General features: G+C 68.1%; 19 protein-coding genes. 8 read left to right on the forward strand and 11 right to left on the reverse strand.

The features are described from left to right. The first annotated feature begins 606 nt into the window (after positions 1 to 606). Positions 607 to 1,794, forward strand: coding sequence for a benzoate/H(+) symporter BenE family transporter (locus B9Y64_RS12295; protein ID WP_100440962.1), 1,188 nt, complete (start codon positions 607 to 609; stop codon positions 1,792 to 1,794). A 23-nt stretch (positions 1,795 to 1,817) separates the two neighbouring features. On the opposite strand, the gene B9Y64_RS12300 is transcribed toward B9Y64_RS12295, so the two are convergent. The 6 genes from B9Y64_RS12300 to egtB all read right to left on the reverse strand — a co-directional run bounded on the left by B9Y64_RS12300 (position 1,818) and on the right by egtB (position 7,758). Next, the gene (locus B9Y64_RS12300) at positions 1,818 to 2,363 is read right to left on the reverse strand and encodes a DUF2628 domain-containing protein (protein WP_100440963.1); all 546 of its coding nucleotides are present in this window, start codon (positions 2,361 to 2,363) and stop codon (positions 1,818 to 1,820) included. Positions 2,364 to 2,434: 71 nt separating this feature from the next. Next, positions 2,435 to 3,205, reverse strand: coding sequence for a GYF domain-containing protein (locus tag B9Y64_RS12305; RefSeq protein WP_100441349.1), 771 nt, complete (start codon positions 3,203 to 3,205; stop codon positions 2,435 to 2,437). A gap of 26 nt (positions 3,206 to 3,231) precedes the next feature. Further along, entirely contained in the window at positions 3,232 to 4,122 is an 891-nt protein-coding gene (locus B9Y64_RS12310; RefSeq protein WP_100440964.1) for a D-hexose-6-phosphate mutarotase, read from the reverse strand. A gap of 61 nt (positions 4,123 to 4,183) precedes the next feature. Then, positions 4,184 to 5,431 (reverse strand): lytic murein transglycosylase, encoded by a 1,248-nt coding sequence (locus B9Y64_RS12315; protein WP_100440965.1) that lies wholly within the window; start codon positions 5,429 to 5,431, stop codon positions 4,184 to 4,186. Between the two features lie 84 nt (positions 5,432 to 5,515). Then, entirely contained in the window at positions 5,516 to 6,490 is a 975-nt protein-coding gene (gene egtD, locus B9Y64_RS12320) for an L-histidine N(alpha)-methyltransferase (RefSeq protein WP_100440966.1), read from the reverse strand. Then, entirely contained in the window at positions 6,487 to 7,758 is a 1,272-nt protein-coding gene (egtB, locus tag B9Y64_RS12325) for an ergothioneine biosynthesis protein EgtB (RefSeq protein WP_100440967.1), read from the reverse strand. The genes egtD and egtB overlap by 4 nt, the downstream gene beginning before the upstream one ends. Before the next feature lie 151 nt (positions 7,759 to 7,909). Between egtB and B9Y64_RS12330 the strand changes: the two genes are divergently transcribed. Beyond that, a complete protein-coding gene (locus tag B9Y64_RS12330; RefSeq protein WP_100440968.1) occupies positions 7,910 to 9,190 on the forward strand; it encodes a GGDEF domain-containing protein in 1,281 nt (426 codons plus the stop codon). Between the two features lie 3 nt (positions 9,191 to 9,193). Here B9Y64_RS12330 and B9Y64_RS12335 read toward each other — a convergent pair whose 3' ends face one another. Further along, on the reverse strand, positions 9,194 to 9,586 hold the full coding sequence (locus tag B9Y64_RS12335; protein ID WP_100440969.1) for a YchJ family protein: 393 nt from the start codon (positions 9,584 to 9,586) through the stop codon (positions 9,194 to 9,196). A 102-nt stretch (positions 9,587 to 9,688) separates the two neighbouring features. Between B9Y64_RS12335 and B9Y64_RS12340 the strand changes: the two genes are divergently transcribed. Further along, on the forward strand, positions 9,689 to 10,468 hold the full coding sequence (locus B9Y64_RS12340; protein WP_032960169.1) for a sulfite exporter TauE/SafE family protein: 780 nt from the start codon (positions 9,689 to 9,691) through the stop codon (positions 10,466 to 10,468). Positions 10,469 to 10,665: 197 nt separating this feature from the next. Here the strand turns inward: B9Y64_RS12340 and B9Y64_RS12345 are convergent, their stop codons facing one another. From B9Y64_RS12345 to folE, 4 genes are all read right to left on the reverse strand, one after another. Beyond that, positions 10,666 to 14,046, reverse strand: a complete 3,381-nt coding sequence (locus B9Y64_RS12345; protein WP_100440970.1) for an ATP-binding protein — start codon at positions 14,044 to 14,046, stop codon at positions 10,666 to 10,668. 16 nt (positions 14,047 to 14,062) lie between these two features. Continuing rightward, positions 14,063 to 14,764 carry a DUF4194 domain-containing protein gene (locus B9Y64_RS12350; protein WP_100440971.1) on the reverse strand — a complete coding sequence of 234 codons (702 nt, stop codon included), beginning with the start codon at positions 14,762 to 14,764 and terminating at the stop codon, positions 14,063 to 14,065. Next, complete coding sequence (locus tag B9Y64_RS12355; protein WP_100440972.1) at positions 14,751 to 16,220, reverse strand: DUF3375 domain-containing protein; 1,470 nt, start codon at positions 16,218 to 16,220, stop codon at positions 14,751 to 14,753. Before B9Y64_RS12355 ends, B9Y64_RS12350 begins: the two co-directional genes overlap by 14 nt. 112 nt (positions 16,221 to 16,332) lie before the next feature. Continuing rightward, a complete protein-coding gene (folE, locus tag B9Y64_RS12360) occupies positions 16,333 to 16,944 on the reverse strand; it encodes a GTP cyclohydrolase I FolE (RefSeq protein ID WP_100440973.1) in 612 nt (203 codons plus the stop codon). A gap of 303 nt (positions 16,945 to 17,247) precedes the next feature. On the opposite strand from folE, the gene B9Y64_RS12365 reads away from it, so the two are divergent. From B9Y64_RS12365 to B9Y64_RS12385, 5 genes are all read left to right on the forward strand, one after another. Then, positions 17,248 to 17,703 (forward strand): MarR family winged helix-turn-helix transcriptional regulator, encoded by a 456-nt coding sequence (locus B9Y64_RS12365; protein WP_005421298.1) that lies wholly within the window; start codon positions 17,248 to 17,250, stop codon positions 17,701 to 17,703. 109 nt (positions 17,704 to 17,812) lie between these two features. Beyond that, complete coding sequence (locus tag B9Y64_RS12370) at positions 17,813 to 18,022, forward strand: DUF1656 domain-containing protein (RefSeq protein WP_010487502.1); 210 nt, start codon at positions 17,813 to 17,815, stop codon at positions 18,020 to 18,022. After that, entirely contained in the window at positions 18,019 to 18,936 is a 918-nt protein-coding gene (locus tag B9Y64_RS12375; protein ID WP_162292374.1) for an efflux RND transporter periplasmic adaptor subunit, read from the forward strand. Before B9Y64_RS12370 ends, B9Y64_RS12375 begins: the two co-directional genes overlap by 4 nt. After that, complete coding sequence (locus B9Y64_RS12380; RefSeq protein WP_100440975.1) at positions 18,933 to 20,393, forward strand: efflux transporter outer membrane subunit; 1,461 nt, start codon at positions 18,933 to 18,935, stop codon at positions 20,391 to 20,393. Before B9Y64_RS12375 ends, B9Y64_RS12380 begins: the two co-directional genes overlap by 4 nt. A gap of 3 nt (positions 20,394 to 20,396) precedes the next feature. Then, positions 20,397 to 22,430 (forward strand): FUSC family protein, encoded by a 2,034-nt coding sequence (locus B9Y64_RS12385; RefSeq protein WP_100440976.1) that lies wholly within the window; start codon positions 20,397 to 20,399, stop codon positions 22,428 to 22,430. Positions 22,431 to 22,477 lie beyond the last annotated feature (47 nt).

Genomic DNA, 22,477 nt, shown 5'->3' on the forward strand with positions numbered 1-22,477 from the left:
TGGCAACGTATCGCTTGCTTTAAAACAATTAATAGTTGCTTGATCAAACGTCTGCAAGATGGACAATCATCCTTCCTGCAGGCGCCTTCACAAGATACCTGCGCATACTTTCAAAGATCAGGGGAAGTGGCCTCAGCGCCGTTCCCGTGTGCTGCGAAGCTTCCTTCGTAGCGAGCCGCCCATTATAGCCGGCTTTTCCGCTTCGTCAACACCTTTTTTCAAGGCCGTCTCACCGGAGTGGACGTTGTTGCCGATGCTGCTTCGTCGTTGGACCCGAAGGCCTTTCGTCGTTGCGAGCCGCCTATTATGCCGGACTTTTCGAGTCCGTCAACACCTTCGTTCGATCAACTCGTTCGTCGGTGGTGGCGTCGCTGTTCGCGTGTCGTTTCCGGAGAAGCGATGCGCTGCAGCAAGGGAGCGAATTCTAGAGATCCTGCAGATTTCGTCAAGGCTTTTTTTGCATGGTGATGACAGAAGCACCACGACATCACGCATGACGTACGCTCGAAGATCACTGCGGCGTTGCCCGCGCGTTGCGCGGTCAACGCCGCAACCCCTATCAATATAGGGATGCACAATGCATGGATGCACAGTGGAGACGGAGCAATGAGCATGCAGGTGCGGCGCGCGTGGTGGCGCGATCTTTCGATGCCGGCAATCGTCGCTGGCTTCATTACAGTACTGGTGGGCTTCGCCAGCTCGGCCGTGATCGTGTTCCAGGCTGCACAGGCCGTCGGTGCCGACCAGGCACAGATCGCCTCCTGGATGTGGGCGCTGGGGCTGGGCATGGGTGTGACCTGCATTGGCTTGTCGCTGCGCTATCGCGTGCCGGTAGTGACGGCGTGGTCGACCCCGGGTGCGGCGATGCTGGTGGTGGGCGCCGGCGGCGCCTCGCTCTCTGAAGCCACGGGAGCCTTCCTGCTGGCTGCCGTGCTGGGCCTGCTGGCGGGCTTCTCGGGCATCTTCGCCCGGCTGATGCAACGGGTGCCGATGGCACTGGCCGCCGGCATGCTGGCCGGCGTGCTGCTGCGCTTCGGGCTGGATGTGTTCGTGGCCATGAACACCCAGCTGGTGCTGGCACTGGCGATGTTCGCCACCTGGCTGGCCGGGCGCCGGCTGTTCCCGCGTTATGCGGTGATCGCCACCCTGCTGGTCGGCATCGCCGTCGCCGCGAGCCGTGGCCTGCTGCACGCCCAGCAGGTGCATCTGCAGCTGGCGATCCCCCAGTGGGTGACGCCCTCCCTGTCGTGGACCGCCGTGGCCGGCATTGCCCTGCCCCTGTTCGTGGTCACCATGGCCTCGCAGAACATTCCCGGTGTGGCGGTGATGCGTGCGTCCGGCTACAACGCCCCGGTGTCGCCGGTGATCGGCTGGATCGGCGTGGTCAACACCCTGCTGGCGCCCTTCGGTGCGTACGCGCTGAACCTGGCAGCGATCACCGCCGCCATCTGCATGGGCCGCGACGCGCACGAGGATCCGGCGCGCCGCTATACCGCGGCGATGGCGGCCGGCGCCTTCTACATTGTCGTCGGGCTGTTCGGCGCCACTGTGGCGGCACTGTTCGCAGCCTTTCCCAGGGAGCTGGTGGCCTGCGTGGCCGGTATCGCCCTGTTCGGCACCATCGGCAACAGCCTGGCCAGCGCCCTGGCGGTGGAGCGCGACCGCGAGGCGGCACTCGTCACCTTCCTGGTCACCGCCTCGGGGGTCTCCCTGGCCGGGATTGGTTCGGCGTTCTGGGGCCTGGTGGCCGGTGCGCTGTGCCTGCTGGTGTTGCGGGCACGGGCACCGGCCTGAGCAACCCTGTCAGACCGGCAGGATCAGGCCGCCAGGCGGGCGACGGTGTTGATCACCGCGCCGGCCGCCATGCCGATCACCACCGCCCACACGCTGGTGCCGCCACGACGCTGCAGTTCGGTACGGATGCGATGCTGCTGCCCGGCGTGGGCAGCCTTCACCTTGCCCAGCAACCGCGTGCAGTAGCGCAGGTACAGGTTGTTGGCGGTCACCGCGATGGCGAACCGTGGCACCGCCAGCAACGCCACCATAAGCAGCGGGCTGGCGCGGGCCGTCAGCACCGCGATGCCGAACAGGACCAGCTCGAAGAGGATGGCCGCCAGGTACATCTTCCGGTGCAGCAGCCAGTAGGTCGGCACCAGGAAAGCGGGCCAGTGCCACGGCCGCGGCGGCTTCGGCACCGGGCTGTCCAGGTGCCAGCGCTGGCGGTAGAGCGCCGCGTTGGGCCCCACCAGGAGGTTCAGGTAGTCCGCGTCGGCCGGAGCGGTCGTGCCGTCCACCTCTGCGGCAGGCGCGAGATAGGGATTGTCATCCGCAGGAGAAGCCGGCGGGGTATCCAGATGATTCATGTCGGCGATTCCTTGCCCGTAGTGAACCTGCGGTAGCGGCAGCCGCGGGTGAATCTGAAGCCGCCCCGGTCTCAGCCCGCCATCGCCTGTCCCACGAACATCACCGCAATGACGACGATGGCGACCATCGCCGCTGCCACGGCATTGGTATCCCCCCGCTCGGCCAGTTCACTGCGCAGGCGCGTCGCGTCGTCTCCCGCCAGCGCGCGGGCACGGGCAATCTCGCGCTGGCAGTGCGCCAGGTACCACCGGTTGGCATACACCGCGGCGGTGATGTTGATGACAAGGGTGATGACCATCGAAACAGCTTCCGGCACGTCCAGCAACGCCTCGGCGATGCTGAAGAACACCAGCATGCCGGCCCAGATCGCCGCCAGCCGGTACATCCTGCGGTACACCATCCAGATCACGCCGATCAGGAAGGCCGGCCAGTGCCAGGTGCCGTTGCCGTCGGCGACGCCCTGGTCCAGCCCCCAGCGCTGTCGATAGATCGGGAAGTTGCCGCCAACCACGGCGGCGTACAAGGCGATGTCGCCCTCCAGCTCCGGCGTGGTCGCGGCCACGGGCGAAGCCGCGGGCGCACGATAGGGGTCGGACGGATCCGCAGTCTGGGCGTCGCTGGCGATGGTGGCCGGCACGGGTTCAACCGGCGGCGGGGTCGGACCCATCGGCGTCACCGAAGGGTCCAGCTCGGCCAGCGGCCGCCACGATGCCATCCCTTCGCGCCACAGCAGCGTGCGTGCGGTTACGGTGCCGTCCTGCTGCAGGCGGCGCAACCCGGCCAGGTCCACCGGCCCTTCGCTCTGCTTGCTGTTGGCGTACCACCACTGTGCGTCCTGCATGCCATCCATTCCTGTCGATTCCATCGTTACTCTGAAGATCCCGTCACCGCCTGCAGCGGTTCACTGGCCAGCACCTGCACCAGCTGGTGGCGCGCGCCGGGTGCAAGGGTAATCTGCTCCGGCCCGGCATTGGCCACTTCCAGGCAAACGTAGTCGTGCCAGCCGTCGCCGACATCGGCCATCTTCGCCGCCGCCTCCCTGCCCGGATTCCAGGCCACCAGGGTGTGGCTGCCTTCGCTGCGGATCTCGATCCGCCGCTGCAGGACGGGATCGCGCAGTACGTAGTGGCCACCGGCACCGGTATAGATGCGGTCGCTACGCCCCGGATCACGCGGGTCACGCAACGACCAGGGCCCCTGCTGCTGGCGCAGCTGGGCGTCGTCCTCGTACTTGTCCAGATAGTGCAGGCCATCGAGACCATCGACCTCGACACGACGGGCATCGCCTACCTGGAAGTAGCTGTGCAGGGCCTGGGTGAAGGTCACCGGGGACGTGCTGGTGTTCTCGGTCGTCAGCTGCTGGTGCAGCTGGCGACCAATGCGCAGCTGCATCTGCAGGCGCAGGCCACATCCGGCCATCGACGGGGGTGCCAGCTGCAGTTCCACCTCGCCATCATCGTCCTGGCCGGCCTGCAGCAGCTGCCAGCGCGCGGTGCGCACCAGGCCGTGTGCCGGCACGTCATCACTCTGGCCCTGACGACCGAACCACGGCCAGCACACCGGAACCCCACCGCGGATCGGCGTGGGCAGCCCGGCGCGTTTCGGCGACAGCCACAGTACGTCCGGCTGCCCTTCCGGAATGAACGACAACAGTTGTCCACCGAACACGCTGACGACCGCGGTGGCGCTGGGGGTACGGATCTGCCAGGCCTCGAGCCCGTGGTACAGGCCGGTGCTGATGTCCGGGCTCGACTGCATGCGATGACGCTCCTTGAAGACCGCGACGATGATGTCGTGGCCAGCCTGCGAACGGCAAGGCCTAGCGGCTGGCGGGCGCCACTGCTGCGGCCTCCTGCTGCAGCGCGCGCAGGATGCGCTGGCCGGCGCGCCCATCGGCATTGGCCCAGCCCAGGCGCTGCTGCTCGGCCTGGATCGCGCGACGCGTGGCGGTGCCGATCATGCCGTCGGCGCTGCCGATGTCGTGGCCACGGGCCAGCAGCAGGGTCTGCAGCTGGCGGCGTTCATCACGGCCGATGCCGGGATCATCGGTCGGCCAGGCGGTGACCAGGCCGGTGCCGCCACGCAGCTGGTCGGCCAGCGTGGCAATCGCCAGTGCATAGCTTTCGGCCGCGTTGTAGCTGTAGATCGCATCGTAGTTGCGGAACACCAGCAGCGCCGGGCCCTTGATGCCGGCCGGCAGCAGCAGGGCGGCGCGTGCGTCGGCCGGCAGGCTGGCCGGGGCCAGCACGCTGCCATCGAGCGCGGTCACGCCTTGCGCGCGCCAATCGGCGAGCGCTCGACGCTGGGTGCGGCCCGCCTGGCTGGCGTTGAAGCCGGCCGGAACCCGTACCTCCATGCCCCACGGTTCGCCACTGCGCCAACCGGCTCGCTTGAGGTAGTTGGCGGTGGATGCCAGCGCATCGGGAATGCTACCGACCAGATCGCGGCGGCCATCGCCATCACCATCGACCGCGATACGTGCGTAGGTGCTGGGCATGAACTGGGTGTGCCCGAACGCGCCGGCCCAGGAACCGGTGAGCCCCTGGGCCTGCAGGTCACCGCGATCGATCAGCTTGAGCAGCGCCAGCAGTTCGCCACGGAAGAAGGCCTGGCGGCGGCCCGCACAGGACAGCGTGGCCAGCGACTGCAGCAGCGGGCGTTTGCCGAACACGCGGCCATAGTCGCTCTCCACCCCCCAGACCGCGACGATGGTGGCCGGATCGACGCCGTACTGCGCGGAGACGCGATCAAGCAGATCGCGATGCTGCTGCAGCATGGTGCGGCCATCATCGACGCGCTGGCGGTCGACCAGTGCAGCCAGGTAATCCCAGATCGGCGTGGTGAATTCCGGTTGTGCGTCGAGCAGCCCGAGCACGCTCGGGTCCGGCGTGAGTCCGGCGGTGATCTCGCTGAAACGATCGGCGCCGATGCCCTGGGTCGCGGCGGTGGCCTGCAGGCCCGCCAGGCAGCGGCTGAACGCCGGATCGATGCTGGCAGCGGGCGCTGCGGGCAGCGTCGGCGTCGACGCGAGGGCGGCCGCCAGGCCGAGTGTGGTCAGAATGGGCATGGCGTCCTCCGTGTTGCCGTTGCACGGCCATCTTAGGGGCAGCGGTGCGGCCGAACCTGAAGGGGCACCGGCTGGCCGCCCGCCCTAGACGTTGCGCAGCAGGCGCAGGCCATAGGCGGGGCTTTCGGCATCCCATCGCTGCGCGACCTGCAGGCCCGCCTGCTGCAACAGCGCGTCGAAGCTGTCATCGGTGTACTTGTGGCTGTACTCGACGCGGATGGGTTCACCGGCGGCGAAGTGGAAGGTGCGGCCATCCAGGTGGACGTCCTGCGCCCGCTGGCTGACCAGGTCGGTTTCGATGCGCAGCCGCGCGGTGCTGTAGCGGGCGCGGTGGCGGAATCCATCGAGGTCGAAATCGCTGCCGATCTCGCGATTGAGGCGGGCCAGCAGGTTGAGGGTGAATGCGGCGGTGACGCCCTGCGCATCGTTGTAGGCCGCCTCGATCAGCGCCGGGTCCTTGTGCAGGTCGATGCCAACCAGGGCCAGGCCGTCGCGGCCCATCGTCTGGCGCATCGCCCGCAGCAGGGCGACGGCATCGTCTTCGGCGAAATTACCCAAGGTGGAACCGGGGAAGAACAGCAGGCGGCGTGCCGGCGTGCGTTCGGGCGTGGGCACGGCGACGGCGCGGGTAAAGTCGGCGCAGACCGGCAGCATCTCGACCTCGGGCAGCGCCGGTGCCAGATGGTCGATGCTGGACAACAGGGCCGCCCGCGAGATCTCGATAGGGGTATAGGCCACCGGATCCTGCAGCGCGGCCAGCAGCAACGCAGTCTTGCGGCCACTGCCGCTACCCAGCTCCACCACATGCAGGCGCGGGCCGGCCACGCGCGCGATATCGGGCAGCACCCGGGCCAGCAGCGCCAGCTCGGTGCGCGTGGGGTAGTACTCGCGGGTCTGGGTGATCTGTTCGAACAGGCGCGAGCCGCGGGCATCGTAGAAGTACTTGGAGGGCAGCTGCCGTGGCGCGCGTGACAGGCCAGCCAGCGCATCGGCCAGGATCTGCTGGCGGCTGGGGGTCAGGTCGGTCAGCGCCTGCAGCGCGTCCTGCACCGTACTCATGCGGGATCCCGGGCCAGGCGCAGGCCTGAGAACTGCCACCGTGCCGGTGGCATGAAGAAGTTTCGGTAACTGGCGCGCACGTGGTCGCGTGGTGTGGCACAGCTGCCACCGCGCAGCACCCATTGGCCGCACATGAACTTGCCGTTGTATTCGCCGAGGTTGCCGTCAAAAGGACGGAAGCCCGGGTAGGCGCCATAGGCGCTGGCGGTCCATTCCCAGACATCGCCGAACAGCTGCCGCAGCCCGCTGCTCTGCCCCGCCCGCGGGTGCAGGTGATCGTCGTCGGCGAAATGGCCGCGAAGGGGCTGCGACGCGGCGGCGGCTTCCCACTCGAACTCGCTGGGCAGGCGCGCACCGGCCCAGCGGGCGCAGGCATCGGCCTCGTAGTAGCTGAGGTGGCAGACCGGCGCATGCGGATCCAGCTCGCGCCAGCCACCCAGGGTGTATTCGCGCTGCAGGGTATCGTCCCAGTACAGCGGGTGCTGCCAGCCCTCGGTTTCGCGCAGTGCCCAGCCTTCACTGAGCCACCAGCGCGGTTCGCGGTAACCACCGGCCTCGATGAAGGCGCGATATTCGGCATTGCTGACGGGACGCTCGGCCAGCGCATGCGCGGGCAGCAGCACGCGGTGCGGCGGCGATTCGTTGTCGTAGGCGAAGGCAGCGTGCCGTGGCCACGCCGCGGCACCGACGGTGACGATGCGCTCGGGCGATTCGATCCAGCCCTGTGCCGTGGCGGTGCTGACCGTGGGCTGCAGATCATCGCGGTAGGGCGGCTGCAGCGGATTGCACCAGAACGCATGCTTGATGTCGGTCAACAGCAGTTCCTGGTGCTGTTGTTCATGCTGCAGCCCCAGCTGCAGGTGGTGCAGCGCCTGCTCGTCGAGGTCACCCGCGGCCAGCCGTGACTGCACCTGTGCATCGATCTGCTGGCGGTAGTCACGCACCTGCTGCAGCGAGGGCCGCGACAGCAGCCCGCGCTGCGGCCGCGCATGTGCTGGGCCGACGCTCTTGTAGTAGCTGTTGAACAGATAGTCCCAGGCTGGATCATGCACCGAAGCAGTTGCGAAACCGGCCAGTACGAAGCGTTCGAAGAACCAGGTGGTATGGGCCAGGTGCCATTTGCTGGGGCTGGCGTCGGCCATGCTCTGCAGCATGGCGTCCTCGGCACTGAGCGGTGCAGCCAGCTGCATGCTGCGGGCACGCACCCGTGCGAAGCGGTGGGCGAGATCGTGCTGCGGGGCAGCGACGGCGGCGGATACGCTGTCCATGCGTGCAGCATCGGCGCTGTGTGGTGAGTGCGACGTCATGGCACCGCACTGCCCCGTTCACATGGTGGCGGGTGTACCTGTTCAAGAAGCGCGTGAGGACGCCGCTAACGGCAATGTTGCGGCCGCATCGTCACCGCACTGGACTTCCCGCGTGCCCCTGCATCCACTCCGCCAGCCTGCGCATTACCTGTTCGTGCTGCCCGCCGTGCTGGTCGTCCTGGTGCTGTGGATGGCACTGGGCACCGAGGATGTGGCCAGCCCGGCCCAGCGCATCCTGCCCTGGCTGCTGGCCTGCCTCGGCGCGGGCCTGGCCCTGCTCTACCACCAGATGCGCACGCTGTGCCTGCTGCTGCTGGTGGCGGTGGTGTTCGCCCTGCTGCATCGGGACGTTGGTGGCTACCTGCGCAATGGCCATGTCGAGGCCTTGACCCCGCTGCGCTTCCACGCGATCTCGGCGTGGGTGCCATTGCTGTTCGCCGGACTGGCACTGTGGCCGGAACGCGGGCGCCGGCACCAGGACCTGCTGCTGCGCGGCGTGGTCTGTGGCGTGGCGCTGGTGATCTTCCTGCTGCTGGCGGCTCAGCAGCCGCAGGGCATGCATGATCTGCTGTCGAACCGCCACTGGGCCTGGATTCCCGCCGACTGGAACGCGCTGGCGCAGCTGCCGGCACTGCTGTTCCTGCTGGCGACCGCAGCGCTGGGCTGGCAGGCGTGGCGGCAGCCGCGGCCCCTGCACACGGCGATGCTGCTGGCCCTGCTGTGCCTGTGGTGGATGCTGCCGCGGATCTTCCTGCAGCCGGTGATGCTGCCGGCACTGAGCAGCGCCGCCCTGCTGCTGATGCTGGGCGCGATGCTGCAGGAATCCTTCCACATGGCCTTCCGCGATGAACTGACCGGGCTGCCGGGGCGACGGGCGTTCAACGAGACCCTGCAGCGGGCCCGCGGCACCTACAGCATCGCGATGGTGGACGTGGACCACTTCAAATCGTTCAACGACACCCATGGCCACGACACCGGCGACGACGTGCTGCGCCTGGTGGCCTCGCGGCTGGCGCGGGTCGGCGACGGTGGCCGTGCGTTCCGCTATGGCGGCGAGGAGTTCGCGGTGGTGTTCCTGGACCGCCCGGCGGCAGCCTGTGCCGATGCCGTGGAAGCACTGCGGCAGAGCATCGAGGACACCCGCATGCAGCTGCGCGACCGCAGCACCCGCAGCCAGGACGACGAAGCCGGCCGCCAGCAGCGCGGACGTGGCGGCAACGGCCAGGTGGTACAGGTGACGGTGAGCATCGGGCTGGCCGACAGCCGCGTGGATCCGCGGCCGATGGCGGTGGTCAAGGCCGCCGACCAGGCCCTGTATGTGGCCAAGGACGGGGGCCGCAACCAGGTCCGCGCGCACGGCGGCCAGCGCGTGCTGGCCGCGTCCAGCGCGTAGGGCTCAGACCGCGTCGAGGTAGTACCAGCGGCCGTCGACGCGCAGGAAGCGGCTGTGCTCGGTCATCTTCACCGCGCTGCCGCCGCCCACCCGATAGCGCGCGGTGAACCTGACCTCGGCACTGTCGGTACCGGTGATCGCGTGGTCATGCACGGTCAGGCCCAGCCAATGCGTGCGCTGGCCGGGTGCATCGTCCAGCGACAGCTCGGCCGGACGCGTGTCCGGATGCCAGGTCTGGCGCAGGTAATCGGCCAGACCCCGCACATACGCGCTGTAGCGCGAACGCATCAGGTGCTCGGCATCAGGCGCGGCGTCACCGGCATGGAAACGGCCACAGCAGGCGGCATAGTCGGCGGGAAGGCCACACGGGCAGGGATCGGCGGGTTTTCGGCTCATACCGGCATTGTCGCCGGGTTGCACGGATTGATCCACGCGCGGCGGGAGTCACCTGCAGCAGGACAGGCGTATGCTGTCGCGCCCCCACATTGATTGATCGCCGTGCTGGAACTGGTTCCCCCTGAGTTGTGGTGGCTGGTGGTGATCGCCTTCATCGCCGGTCTTGTGGATGCCGCCGTTGGTGGCGGTGGTCTGGTGCAGCTGCCCGGCCTGTTCACGGTGCTGCCGCAGCAGACGCCGGCGATGCTGTTTGGTACCAACAAGTTCAGTTCGATGTTCGGTACCGGTGCGGCGGCCTGGCGCTATGCGCGCAATGTTCGCTTCCCGTGGAAGCCGGTGCTGTTCGCGGCCGGCACGGCCTTCATCTTCTCCTTCGCCGGGGCCACTGCGGTAAGCCTGCTGCCCAAGGACGCGGTGCGCCCGCTGGTGCTGGTGCTGCTGATCGCGATGCTGGCCTACACGCTGTGGAAGAAGGATTTCGGCGCGTTGCACCGGCCACAGGAGATCGGCCGCCGCGAACTCGCGATCGCGCTGGCGATCGGTGCGGCAATCGGCTTCTACGACGGCTTCTTCGGGCCGGGCACCGGCAGCTTCCTGATCTTCCTGTTCGTGCGCTTCTTCGGCCTGGATTTCCTGCGCGCCTCGGCGGCGTCGAAGGTGGTGAACCTGGCGACCAACGTGGCGGCGATCTCGTTCTTCGTGCCGACCGGCAACATCCTGTGGCTGTTCGCGCTGCCGATGGCGGCGGCCAACATCATCGGTTCGGTGGTGGGCACGCGGCTGGCACTGAAAGGCGGTACGCCGTTCATCCGCAAGCTGTTCGTGGGACTGGTGGTGGTGCTGATCGCGCGGATGGCGTGGGATACGTTCCGCGGCGCGTGAAAGCCATCATGACCCGGTAGGTGCCAACCTTGGTTGGCACATGGGTTCCGGCGCGAAGAGCAGCCGAGCATGGCTCGGCTCTACAGATGGCCTGGCGCATCATGACCCGGTAGGTGCCAACCTTGGTTGGCACATGGGTTCCGGCGCGAAGAGCAGCCGAGCATGGCTCGGCTCTACAGGTGGATTGCCCGAGGCCCTCAGGCCTCGGCTTCTTCCGGTTCGTTCGCCTGCTGGCGGCTGCGCTCGGGCAGCTTCAGGCGCTTGCCTTCTTCGTCGTACTCGATCAACAGCACACCAGAATCGTGGCGGCCGCTGATTTCGACGAAGCAGGCACCACCGATGAACGGTTCCAGCGTCATCACCGACTTCAGCGGGGTGGCGACCACCATCTGGAAGCCGAAGTTGTCGAAGATGTTCATCGCCAGTGCGGTGAACTCGTTGTCGGCCTTGTCGAAGGCTTCGTCGAGCACGACCGCGGCATAGCTGGGCAGCTGGCTGTCGGCACCGCCGAGCTGGTAGCGCAGCGCCGCGGCCAGGCAGGTGGTGGCCAGCTTCTGGCGCTGGCCGCCGGACTTGCCGGCGCCGCTGCGGTAGATCTCCACCTGCTGGCGCGTTTCGGCGTCCAGCTCGACGCCAATGAACTCCACGTGCATGCGCACGTCCAGCACCAGCTCACGCCAGCGCTTGTCCTCGCCTTCCTGCGAGCCGAGGCGGTTGACCAGCTGGCGCAGCACGGTGAACTGCGACTCGGCCAGCTCACGCTGCTCGGTCTGCTGCTGCGATAGCACTTCGCGCAGCTGCAGGTGGAACTCGCCGACTTCCGGCAGGCGGCGATCGCTCAGTTCGATGGTCAGCAACGTGCCACGGTTGAACGGCACCTGTTCCAGGCTGGCGTTCACTTCATCCAGGCGCTGGCCGATCGACTTGCGTGCCTCGGCGCTGTGGCGCTGCAGGGCCAGCAGGTTGTTCTTGCTCTGGTTCTGCAGCAGGTCGAAGAAGCGTTCCTCGTGCTGCGGCAGACCGTCGCGCTCCAGGCGTTCGAGGCGGGCAAGGAAATCCTCGGCCGAAGCCACCGACACGGTGAAGTCGCCCGATTCCTCCGGCCACTGCTGGACGAAGCGGCGGAAGCAGCCGATCAGCTGGTTCTCGATGCGGTTGAGGTCCTGCTGCGAGGACGACAGCTGCTCGTTCAGCGCGTTGCTGACCTGGCGCATGTGCGCTTCCAGCGTTTCCAGGCTGAGCGGGCCCTGCTCCTGCAGGCGCTCGGCCAGGCCGGCTTCCTGCTCCTGGGCCAGGCTCGGCAGCACCAGCGCACGACTCTGCTGACGTGCGCGGTCGAGGCGATCGCGCTCCTTGACCAGCTGGCCGCGCTCGACGCGGACATCTTCATAGGTGCGGCGGGACTGCTCGATGTCGGCGCGCACCGCGTCGATCTGCGTGGCCAGCTTGGCGAGGTCGGCATTGCCTTCGCGCAGGTCGCGCAGGGTGGCCTCGATATCGCTCAGGCGCTGCTGCGGGGCGGCGATGTCGATTTCATTCCAGCTGATGCTGACCAGCTCATGGCAGGCCAGGCGGCGCTCGTTGTCGCGGTCACGCTGGCCACGCAGGCGCGCGATGTCGGTCTCGCAGCTGGCGATGCGCTTGGCCAGTTCCTGTGCTTCGCGCTCGAAAGCGCCCACCTTGTCGTGGTTGTTGAAGCCGAGGATCCAGCGGCGACGGTCGCCCACCGCGCTACGGTCGTCCTTCTCGAAACGGTCGCCCGGATGCTTGACCTGGCCTTCGCGGGTGATGCCGCGGTCGACGTTGCGCAGCTGCTTGGCATCCACGCACTCGTAGTCGAAACGCTTGCCGAGCTCACGGCGCAGCCAGCTTTCGAACACGTGCTCGCGCAGTTCCAGCTTGTGCAGCAGCGACTTCGCCGACGGCTCACGGGCGAACGCATCGTCGTTGCGGCGCACGCGGTAGTAGGTGAAGCGCATGCCCAGGTGGGTACGGTTCACCCACTCGGCGACGTCGTTGTAGTGCTTGTCATCGACCAGCAACGACAGCGCGAAGCCACCCAGCACGCGCTCGATGGCGCCCTGCCAGCCCTGCTCTTCCGATCGGACCTGGATCAGCTCGCCGACGAACGGCAGTGCCGCTTCGGCGATGCCGGTTTCCTCGGCCAGGCGCGCGCGCAGCTTCTGCATCGGCGCCGGGATATTGGAGGGAGTGCGCTGCATCGCTTCCAGTTCGATGCGTACTTCGCCGAAACGGCGCTCGTCATCGCGCTTGCCGCCGAGGCGATCGCTGATCGCATCGTCCAGGGCCGAAGAGGCACGCTGGCGGTCCTGCAGCTCGTTCTGTGCGCGCTCGACCAGTTCGGCGAAGCCGTGTGCGTCGTCCGGCAGTTCGGCCTGCAGCTGCTGCGCGGCCTGGCTTGCCTGCTCGCGCTTGGCCTTGCGGCGGTCGCGCTCGGCTTCGGCGCGGCCCTGCTCGCGTTCCAGCTCCTCGATGCGCTCACCGCCCTGCTGACGGCGCTGCAGTTCCAGTTCGGCCAGGCGCTCGGTGTGGTTGTCGAGTGCGGCGCGACGCTGGGCTTCTTCGCCCAGCAGGCCACGGTCACGCACGTCCATCTCGCGCAGGCGCGCTTCGATCAGTGCCTGGCGGCGGCTTTCGCGGAAGCTGTCGACGCCGAGCTTCAGCGCTTCATCATCGCCGCGCTGGCGGTGCATTTCCTTCAGGTCGCCGTAGTAGGCGCGCGCCGGCAGCAGGGTTTCCACCTGGCGGCGGGCGGTGACCACCGCCTGGTGCGCGCCATCGAGCTCGGCAAAGTCGCTGACCAGGCGCTCGGCGGCGTCGAAGGTCTTCGGCGTGTCGAGCATGAAGTCGCGCAGGAAGACGTTGAGGTCGCCCAGGTTCTTCGCCGACTGCGTCTTGTGCAGCAGGCGCAGCGCCATCTCGTTGTCGATGCCGAGCAGGTCACGGAAGCGCTCGGCGTAGCCGGAGAAGGTGTCGAAGTGGTGCAGGTCGGGCAGCTTCTGCTTGAGCTTGCGCAGGTCCAGGTCGAAACCACCAAGATCCTTGGCGATGTCGAACGGGCGCTCGGCGATCATGTAGTGCTTGCGCACGTCGCCGGCCGACGTGCCGTTGCCGGAAATCCACAGCAGGCGCACCAGGCTGACCACGCGGCCATCACCGGCGCGGTACTCCAGCACCAGTGCGGTCCAGGTCGCGCCCTTGCGCAGGTACTGGGTGGCAATCTCACCGGTGCCGCTGTCCTGCTGGTCAGCCCATGCGCCACGCACATAGGACACCAGGTTGCGGTCGCGGCCACTGCGCTCGGCTTCACGCGCGGCGGCGTTGAAGTCGACGATGGCCGGCGGCGTCAGCAGCGCGGACATGGCATCGAGCAGGGTCGACTTGCCCGAGCCGGAGCGGCCGACGAACAGAAAGCCACGCTCGGCGATCGGTACTTCGGTCAGGCCGTTGAAGGTGCCCCAGTTGTGCACCTGCAGGCGGCGCATGCGGAACTGCTGCAGGCGCGGGTCCGGCAGGCCTTCGTTGAACAGGGCGGGAGTGTGCTTGGAGATAGCCATGCGATGTTCGGGTCTCTCAGGCCTCGGCGGCCGGGGTTTCACGCAGCTGGCGGTAGACCGCCGAGAGCTGGGACACGTCTTCGGCGGAGAACAGCAGCTTCAGCGCCGGCGAGACTTCGTGGCGGTCTTCCTGGCCGCTGAGGCGGGTCAGGATGTGGTTGTCCTTCATTTTCTGCACTGCCGAAGCGACGCGGCGGTTGAAGCCGGCGCGGTCGGTGGACAGGTTCTTCTCGTAGATGGCCAGCGCTTCGGCCATCTCGGCGTCGGCGACCACCGCGCGGTTGCCGCGCGCATCGGCCTCGGCCAGCTGCTGGCGCAGGAACAGCAGCAGCACCGAATCGATGAAGGTCAGCGGCGAGGTCCGCAGCAGCACCGGCGCATCAACGTCTTCGGTGTCGGCCTGGCGGGTGAAGGCGACGCCGCTGTCACGGTCGAGCACCAGTTCCAGGAACAGGTCGGCCAGCGCCGAACGGATCGCTGCTTCGCTGCGGATCAGCGCCGGCCACAGCTTGGCGTGGCGCAGCTGGTCGATGCTGGGGCCGATCAGCAGCTGGCACAGCGCGCGGCGCGCATCCAGCGGCAGCCGCCCGGTATCGCCGAGGTAGTACACGTCGTTGCCACGGCGGGGCTGCGCCACGGTCGCCACCGGTTCGGCCTCGTAGGCGTCTTCCGCCACGTCGGCCTGCGCTGCTTCGATGGGATCTTCATGCCAGCTCATGGCGTCTCTCCTGGGTGAACCAAACCAGCGGGATGCGGGCGCGACGGATCTGGCCGTCGCCACCACGCCATTCGGCAAGCTCCTGCTCGCCGGCGACCACATTGCCAAAGCGCGTGCCCAGCGACAGGTAGCCGATGACGCTGCCGAGACCCTGCGGCGCTTCGCGCTGCGACAGGGCCTGGGCGATGCTGAGCCGTGGCTGTGCATCGAGCAGGTCGTGCAGGTCGCGGCGCAGGGTACGGAAGTCGATTTCGGACGAGGCGACCAGATCGCCGACACTCTCCAGGCTGATCGCGGCCGCGTCGTTGTATTCGACATTGCCATCGACCTGGGCACTGCGCGGATCGTGCAGCTTCCACTGCGACCACGAGCGCAGGCGGCTGGTGGTCAGCTGCAGATCGCGGCCGATGCCGCGTTGTGCGGGGAACTCGTCGCGCAGGGCCAGCGCTTCGGACTGCGCCTGCTTGAGCAGCTGGTTGAGGCGACGCTGTTCCAGATAGCCACGGCTCTGCACGAACCCGCGCAGGCTGCGTGCGAAGTTCTGCAGCACGTCGTGCACCTGGCCACCGCGCTCAAGCATGGTGCTGGTGAAACCACGCAGGAAATTGCGCTCGTTGCGGTCCAGTCGGCGCGCAAAGCCACGCGCCAGCACGGCTTCCAGCGCGGCATCGAGCTGAGCGCTCTGCTCGGCGTCGTTGAGCAGGCGCCAGAACGCCTGGAAGCTGCGCCCGGCATCGCTCTCGCCGATCACGTCGACGCCTTCGAACAGCTGCGACAGCACATCGCCGCGCTCGCCCTCGTCATCGATGATGCGTTCGCGGAAATCGCGGTTGAGCTGCTCGAAGTCGTCGCGCACGCGGCGGAAGTCCTCGGTCAGCTCATCGGCCAGGCCGATGATCTGGCGTGCGCGCTCCAGCGCGCGCTTGCCATCCAGCGCGATCACGCGGCCGGCGCCGACACGGGCGATTTCCGCGTCGATGCGGTCACGCTCGTCGCGCAGCGCCGACAAGCGTGCATCCGGATCGGATTCGGTCTGCGCGGCCAGCTGCGAGAGCTGTTCGATGACCAGGGCCAGGCGGCTTTCGGTGGCCGCCACGCGAGCCTGCTCGAGGCCGTCGGCGAAGCGGATCGCCTGCAGCGCCGCGGTCGACAGCTCGTACTGCTCCTGGTCGGCGCCTTCGGGTAGACGACGCTCCAGCCAGCCCTGGGCCAGCCAGTGCGCGATGTAGGCCTGTGCGGTACGCGGCAGATCACGCGACAGTTCGTCGCCGTTGAGCTGGTCCAGCGCGCGTTGCAGGCGTTCGTTGAGCACCGACGAAGGCAGCGTGCGCTCGCCGTCCATCAGCAGCCCCTGCAGCAGGCCGATGATTTCCGGGGCGTGGTCGGCGGCAAGCAGCTTCCATTGGGGCTGTTCGCGCAGATGGCGGTAACGGGAGATGCGTTCGCGATGCTTCATGCAGCGAAAGGAGTCAGGAGGGCTGGCGGGGACGAGCAGCCACGCACGGCGGCCGCGCGGGCAGCCGTGGGCATGCCGGCCACGCGGGGCCGGCGGGGTGCGGGCAAGCGGCTCAGCGCTTGCCGCCCACTTCGATGAAGCGCAGGAACTCGGCGCGGGTACGCGCGTCGTCGCGGAAGCTGCCCAGCATCTTGGAGGTGACCATGCTGACGCCGCGCTTGTGGATGCCGCGGGTGGTCATGCATTCGTGGGCACCTTCGACGACCACGCCAACGCCGATCGGCTGCAGCACATCCTGGATGCACTGGGCGATCTGCGCGGTCATCTTTTCCTGCACCTGGAAGCGGCGGGCGTAGGCTTCGACGACACGGGCCAGCTTGCTGATGCCCACCACCTTGCCGGCCGGCAGGTAGCCGACGTGCACGCGGCCGATGATCGGCGCCATGTGGTGCTCGCAGTGGCTTTCGTACTCGATGTCACGCAGGACGATCAGTTCGTCATAGCCGGCCACTTCCTCGAAGGTCCGCTCCATGTAGGCGCGCGGATCGTCGCGGTAACCACTGAACCAGTCGCCATAGGCTTCGGCGACACGGCGGGGGGTATCCAGCAGGCCTTCACGGGACGGGTCCTCACCGGCCCAGCGCAGCAGGGTGCGCACGGCATCCTCGGCCTGGTCCTGGGTCACGTCGCCCTGCGGGGGGGCCTTTTCGTTGTTCTTGCTCATTGCGTACAGCGTCCCGAACGGGGGGCGAGCATCGTACCCGACCGGGGGGTGGGTCGTCCTGTGCGGACGGTTCATCGGGGGTGACGCGCGGCGCCGAACTGCTATCGATTTGGAGCGGGAGAGGCGCGCCGCTGCCCTGGTGGGTGCGGACCGTTGGTCCGCACTGCTTCTGCTCTTGCTTCCAAGAGCCAACCCTCTGCCACCCCAGCCGATAGCCAGCAGGCGCAACGCTTTCCTCAGCAGCCCCCCATTCAGCAAAAACCATTGATAGGAATGAAATTAGTAGTATCCTATCTATCTCTTATGGACCGACCCCTCGACGAGCGCACCGTGCTGCAGATGCAGCTCAGCTCCGGCCTGCTTTACGCAGGGCGGCAGTGGCAGCGCCTGGCCGACAGCCGGCTGGGCAGCTATGGCATCTCCACCGCCTGCACCATGCCCCTGTTGATGATCGGCCGCTCCGGCGGTGGCATCCGCCAGGTGGCGCTGGCCCAGCAGCTGGGCATGGAGGGCCCTTCCCTGGTACGCCTGCTGGACAAGCTGTGCGCCAGCGGCCTGGTCCGCCGCGAGAGCGACGCCAGCGACCGCCGCGCCAACCTGTTGTGGCTGACCGATGAGGGCCACGCGCTGGTCAGCGAGCTGGAAGACCAGTTGATCGGCCTGCGCCAGGACGTGTTCGGCGAGCTTTCCATGGACGAACTGCACGCCGTGCTGAAGGCATGGCGCCTGCTGGCCGAGGCCGCCGACCGCATCACGTAAGACCGTTGCCCCCGAACACCGCCGCTGCCGTGCATACGCCAGCGGCTTTTGCCCGTTGCCGTTGTTCTGTTGTCCCTCCCCCTCCCCCACATCGCCCCCGCCCCTACCGATGCCCGGTGAATTCAGTCTCCACGGAGTGTTCGTCCCGACCCTGCTCGGGTTGATGCTGCTGGCCTATCTGGTCAACAGCGGTCTGCACGCGCTGCTGCAGCGTGCCGGCGCCTATCGCCATGTATGGCACCCGGCGCTGTTCAACCTGGCTCTGTACGGGATCGTGCTTGGCCTGCTGTTCCACCTCCTGCGTTGGATGCAATCGTGAACAAGATCGTGAAGAAGACCCTGCCGGTGCTGCTCACCAGCGCAGCCGTGATCGTCGCCCTGCTGGTGCTGCGCCAGCTGTGGGTCTATTACATGGATGAGCCGTGGACCCGCGACGCGCACGTCGGTGCCGACGTGGTGCAGGTGGCGCCGGACGTGTCCGGGCTGGTGGAAACGGTGAACGTGGCCGACAACCAGGCGGTGAAGAAGGGCGAGCTGCTGTTCGTGGTCGACCGCGCTCGTTACCGCATCGCACTGGAGCAGGCCAGGGCCAGCCTGGCCGAGCGCCAGGCTTCGGTGGCACAGCTGCGCCGCGAGATCGGCCGTGACCGCAGCCTGCAGGACCTGGTCGCTGCCGAGGACGCCGAAGTGCGCCGCGCCAAGCTGCAGGCCGCTCAGGCCGCGCTGGCCACCGCACAGGCCGCGGTCGACCTGGCCGAGCTCAACCTGGGCCGCACCGAGGTGCGCGCACCGGCCGATGGCCGGGTCAACGACCGCACCATGCGCGTTGGCGATTACGTGGTGGCCGGCAAGCCGGTGCTGGCGCTGTTGGATACCGGCTCGTTCCGCATCGATGGCTACTTCGAGGAAACCCGCCTGCGCGGCGTGGCCCCGGGGCAGAGCGTGGACATCCGACTGATGGGCGAATCGGTGCCGCTGCGCGGCCACGTGGAGAGCATCGCCGCCGGCATCGAGGACCGCTACCGCAGCAACGGCAGCACCCTGCTGCCGAACGTGACCCCGGCCTTCGACTGGGTGCGGCTGGCCCAGCGCATCCCGGTGCGCATCGCCATCGATGAGGTGCCCAGGGGCGTGGAACTGATCGCCGGCCGCACCGCCACGGTCACCGTGGACACCGGCCGCCATCCGCACAACGACAAGGCCGGCACCGCGCCGACACAGGCGGGCCTGTGAACGCCGCCCTGCCCCGTCTCGGCCTGATCGTCGCGCTGGCCAGCCTGGCCGCGTGCAGGACCGTCGGCCCCGACTACGCACTGCCGGAAGGCTCGGCGTTCAAGCGCCCGCAGGCCAATGCGGCCTTCATCGATACGCAGAACCCGCAGGTGGCCGCCAACCAGGCGCTGCCCGACCGCTGGTGGTCGCTGTACAACGACCCGGTGCTGGACAGCCTGATTACCCAGGCGCTGCGTGACAACGTGGAATTGAAGGCCGCCGATGCGAACCTGCGCCGTGCTGCGGCGGTATACGAGCAGGCGCTGGACGCCGGTGGCTTCGAGTACGAGGCCGAGGCCGGCGTCAGCCGTGCGCAGCTGTCGGCCGAATCGTTCCTGCAGGAGCACGAACTGCCGGTGATCAACCTCGCCGATGGCAAGTTCGCGGTCAGCTACCAGTTCGACCTGTTCGGCAAGCTCAAGCGTGGCGCCGAAGCGGCGCGTGCCGACGAGCAGTCGGTCGCCGCGGCGCGCGATCTGGCCCAGGTCAGCGTGGTCGCGCAGGTGGCCGACAGCTACCTGGAAATCTGCCACGCCAACCACGAACTGCATGTGGCCGAGCATTCGCTGCAGCTGCAGCAGCGCAGCCGCACGGTCACCGAGCGCCTGATCGCGGCCGGCCGTGGCACCCCACCGGAACTGGCCCGCGCCAACGCCCAGGTGGCGCTGCTGGAAGCTGCACTGCCGCCGCTGCATGCGCAGCGGTCGGCGGCGGCCTATTCGCTCGCCGCCCTGCTCGGGCAGACCCCGGGGCAGCTGCCGGCCGGCGTGATCGACTGTGCACACGCCCCCAGCCTGGCGCAGCCGCTGCCGGTCGGTGATGGCCGCGCACTGCTGCAGCGCCGCCCGGACGTACGCCAGGCCGAGCGCAAGCTGGCCTCGGCCACTGCGCGGATTGGTGTCGCCACCGCAGAGCTGTATCCGGACATCCGCCTGGGTGCCTCACTCGGTGCCGCCGGCCTGCTGGAAGACTTCGGCACGCCGATGACCCAGCAATGGTCGATCGGCCCGCTGATCTCGTGGACGCTGCCGTCATCGGGTACCCACGCCCGCATCCACGCCGCCGAAGCCGGTGCCGACGCTGCCCTGGCCGAGTTCGACCACACCGTGCTGCAGGCACTGCGTGAGACCCAGACCGCGCTGGACCGCTATGCGCAGGACCTGCGCCGGCTGCAGTCGCTGCGCATCGCGCAGGAGCAGGCCACGCTGGCCGCCGAACAGAACCGCCGGCTGTACCAGGGCGGCCGCACGCCGTACCTGTCCAGCCTGGATGCCGACCGCAGCCTGGCCACCAGCGATGCCACCCTGGCCGCCGCCGAAGCGCAGGTCTCGCGTGACCAGATCCACCTGTTCCTGGTGCTGGGAGGTGGCTGGCAGGCCAGCGCCGCCGCGCCCAACACCACGACTGCCGCGAAGTAAGCCATGAACGCGCTGACCGACCGCCAGGCGTGGCTGTTCTCGATCAAGACCTACCTGGCTGCGGTGGCCGCGCTGTACATCGCCATGGCCGGCAACCTGTCGCGCCCGTACTGGGCGATGGGCACCGTGTACATCGTCAGCCAGCCGCTGCTGGGCCCGACCCGCGCCAAGGGGGTGTACCGCATCGTCGGCACCCTCGTGGCCGGCCTGGCCACCCTGCTGGTACTGCCGGCACTGGTGGAAACGCCGCTGGTGCTGAGCGCGGCGATGTCGATCTGGCTGGCCGGCTGCCTGTTCATGGCCCTGCTCAACCGCGGGCCGCGCGGCTATGCCTTCCTGCTGGCCGGCTACACCACCGCCTTCATCGGCTTCCCGGCGGTGACCTCGCCGGAAACCATCTTCGACACGGTGGTGGCACGCAGCGAGGAGATCATCCTCGGCACGGTGGTGGCGGTGCTGTTTGCTTCGCTGCTGTTCCCGGCCTCGGTACGCCCGATGCTGCGCGCACGTATCGGCAACTGGATGGAGGACGCCGCGCAGTGGTGCCGGCAGATCCTTGAACGTGGCCGCGCGCATGCGCCGCGCAACCGGCTCGCCGCCGACCTGGTGCAGTTCGAGGCACTGATCGAGTTCCTGCGCCGCGACGATCCCCGCCATGCCGGTTCGGCGGTGTCGATGGAACGGCTGCGCGAACGCATGCTGCTGTTGTTGCCGGTGCTGTCCTCGATCGCCGATCGCCTGAGCGCGCTGCGCAGCGACGGCCAGGCCCTGCCCGAAGGCCTGCCGGCACTCGTCGACGATATCCACGACTGGCTGGACGGGCCCACCAATGCGAGTGAATACGCCCGCCTGCGCGCGCGCATCAGCGCACTGAAGCCGCAGGTGGACCGCGACCTGCAGCACCTGCAGCTGGCCAGCCTGCTGCTGCGCCTGGAAGAGCTGGTGGACCTGTGGCAGGACTGCCGCACGCTGCAGCACGCGATCGACCACGGCACTGCGCCGCTGGACCGCGCGCACTACCGCATCCGCACCGAACGGGTAGCCGCCGACAAGCACGTCGACTACGGCATGGCACTGTTCTCCGCACTCAGTGCCGGCGTGGCATTGATGAGCTACTGCGTGCTGTGGATCGCGCTGGGTTGGGAAGGCGGTGGCAACGGCGCGATGATGGCCGCGGTGACCGCTGCGTTCTTCGCTGCACAGGACGATCCGGCACCGAGCATGGTGTCGTTCCTGGTGTGGGCGATGGTTGCCTCGGTGGTGGCCGGCGTGTACCTGTTCGGCGTGTTCCCGGCCGTGCACGACTTCGGTCTGCTGGCGCTGGTGCTGGCAGTGGTGTTCCTGCCGTTGGGGCTGATGCTGCACCACCCCAAGAGCGCCCTGTTCGCGTTGCCGCTGACGGTCAACCTGGCCGCACTGCTGAGCCTGCAGAACACCTACAGCGCCAACATCCAGACCTTCCTCAATTCGTCGATCGCAATGTTCATCGGGATTGGCTTCGCGGTGGTGATGACCCGCCTGTTCCGTTCGGTGGGTGCCGAGTGGACCGCGCGCCGGCTGGTGCGGCAGGGCTGGACCACGCTGGCCGAAGCCGCCGAAGGACGTGGCCAGCAGGACCGGCAGCGCTTCGCCGCACGCATGCTCGACCTGCTGGGCCTGCTCGCACCGCGCCTGGCGGCAACGCCGGAGGGCAGCGACATCGCCTCGGTGGACATGCTCAACGAGGCGCGCATCGGCCTGAACATCCTGCAGCTGCGCCGCGCCCGGCTGGAACTGCCCGAGCGCAGCCGCGAGGCGGTCGAGCACATCCTGGAAGAAGTCGCCGTGCACTATCGCCGGCAGATCGCCGCGCGCAAGCCGATCGCCGCCGATCAGGCGCTGCGCGAGCGGCTGGATACTTCGCTGGGACGGGTCGGCAGCGTGGGTGCGTGCAAGGCCCGCGACGAGGCGCTGATGGGCCTGATCGGGCTGCGCTTCGCGCTGTTCCCGGAGGCCAGGGCGCTGGCACCGGGCTGGGAAGGAGCCGCACAGGCCTAGCGCGCTACCCTGTGCAGCCACAGACCCCGCATGGGGTCAGAGCCCTC

It is taken from the genome of Stenotrophomonas maltophilia (assembly GCF_002799245.1).
GTDB classification, from domain to species: Bacteria; Pseudomonadota; Gammaproteobacteria; order Xanthomonadales; family Xanthomonadaceae; genus Stenotrophomonas; species Stenotrophomonas maltophilia_S.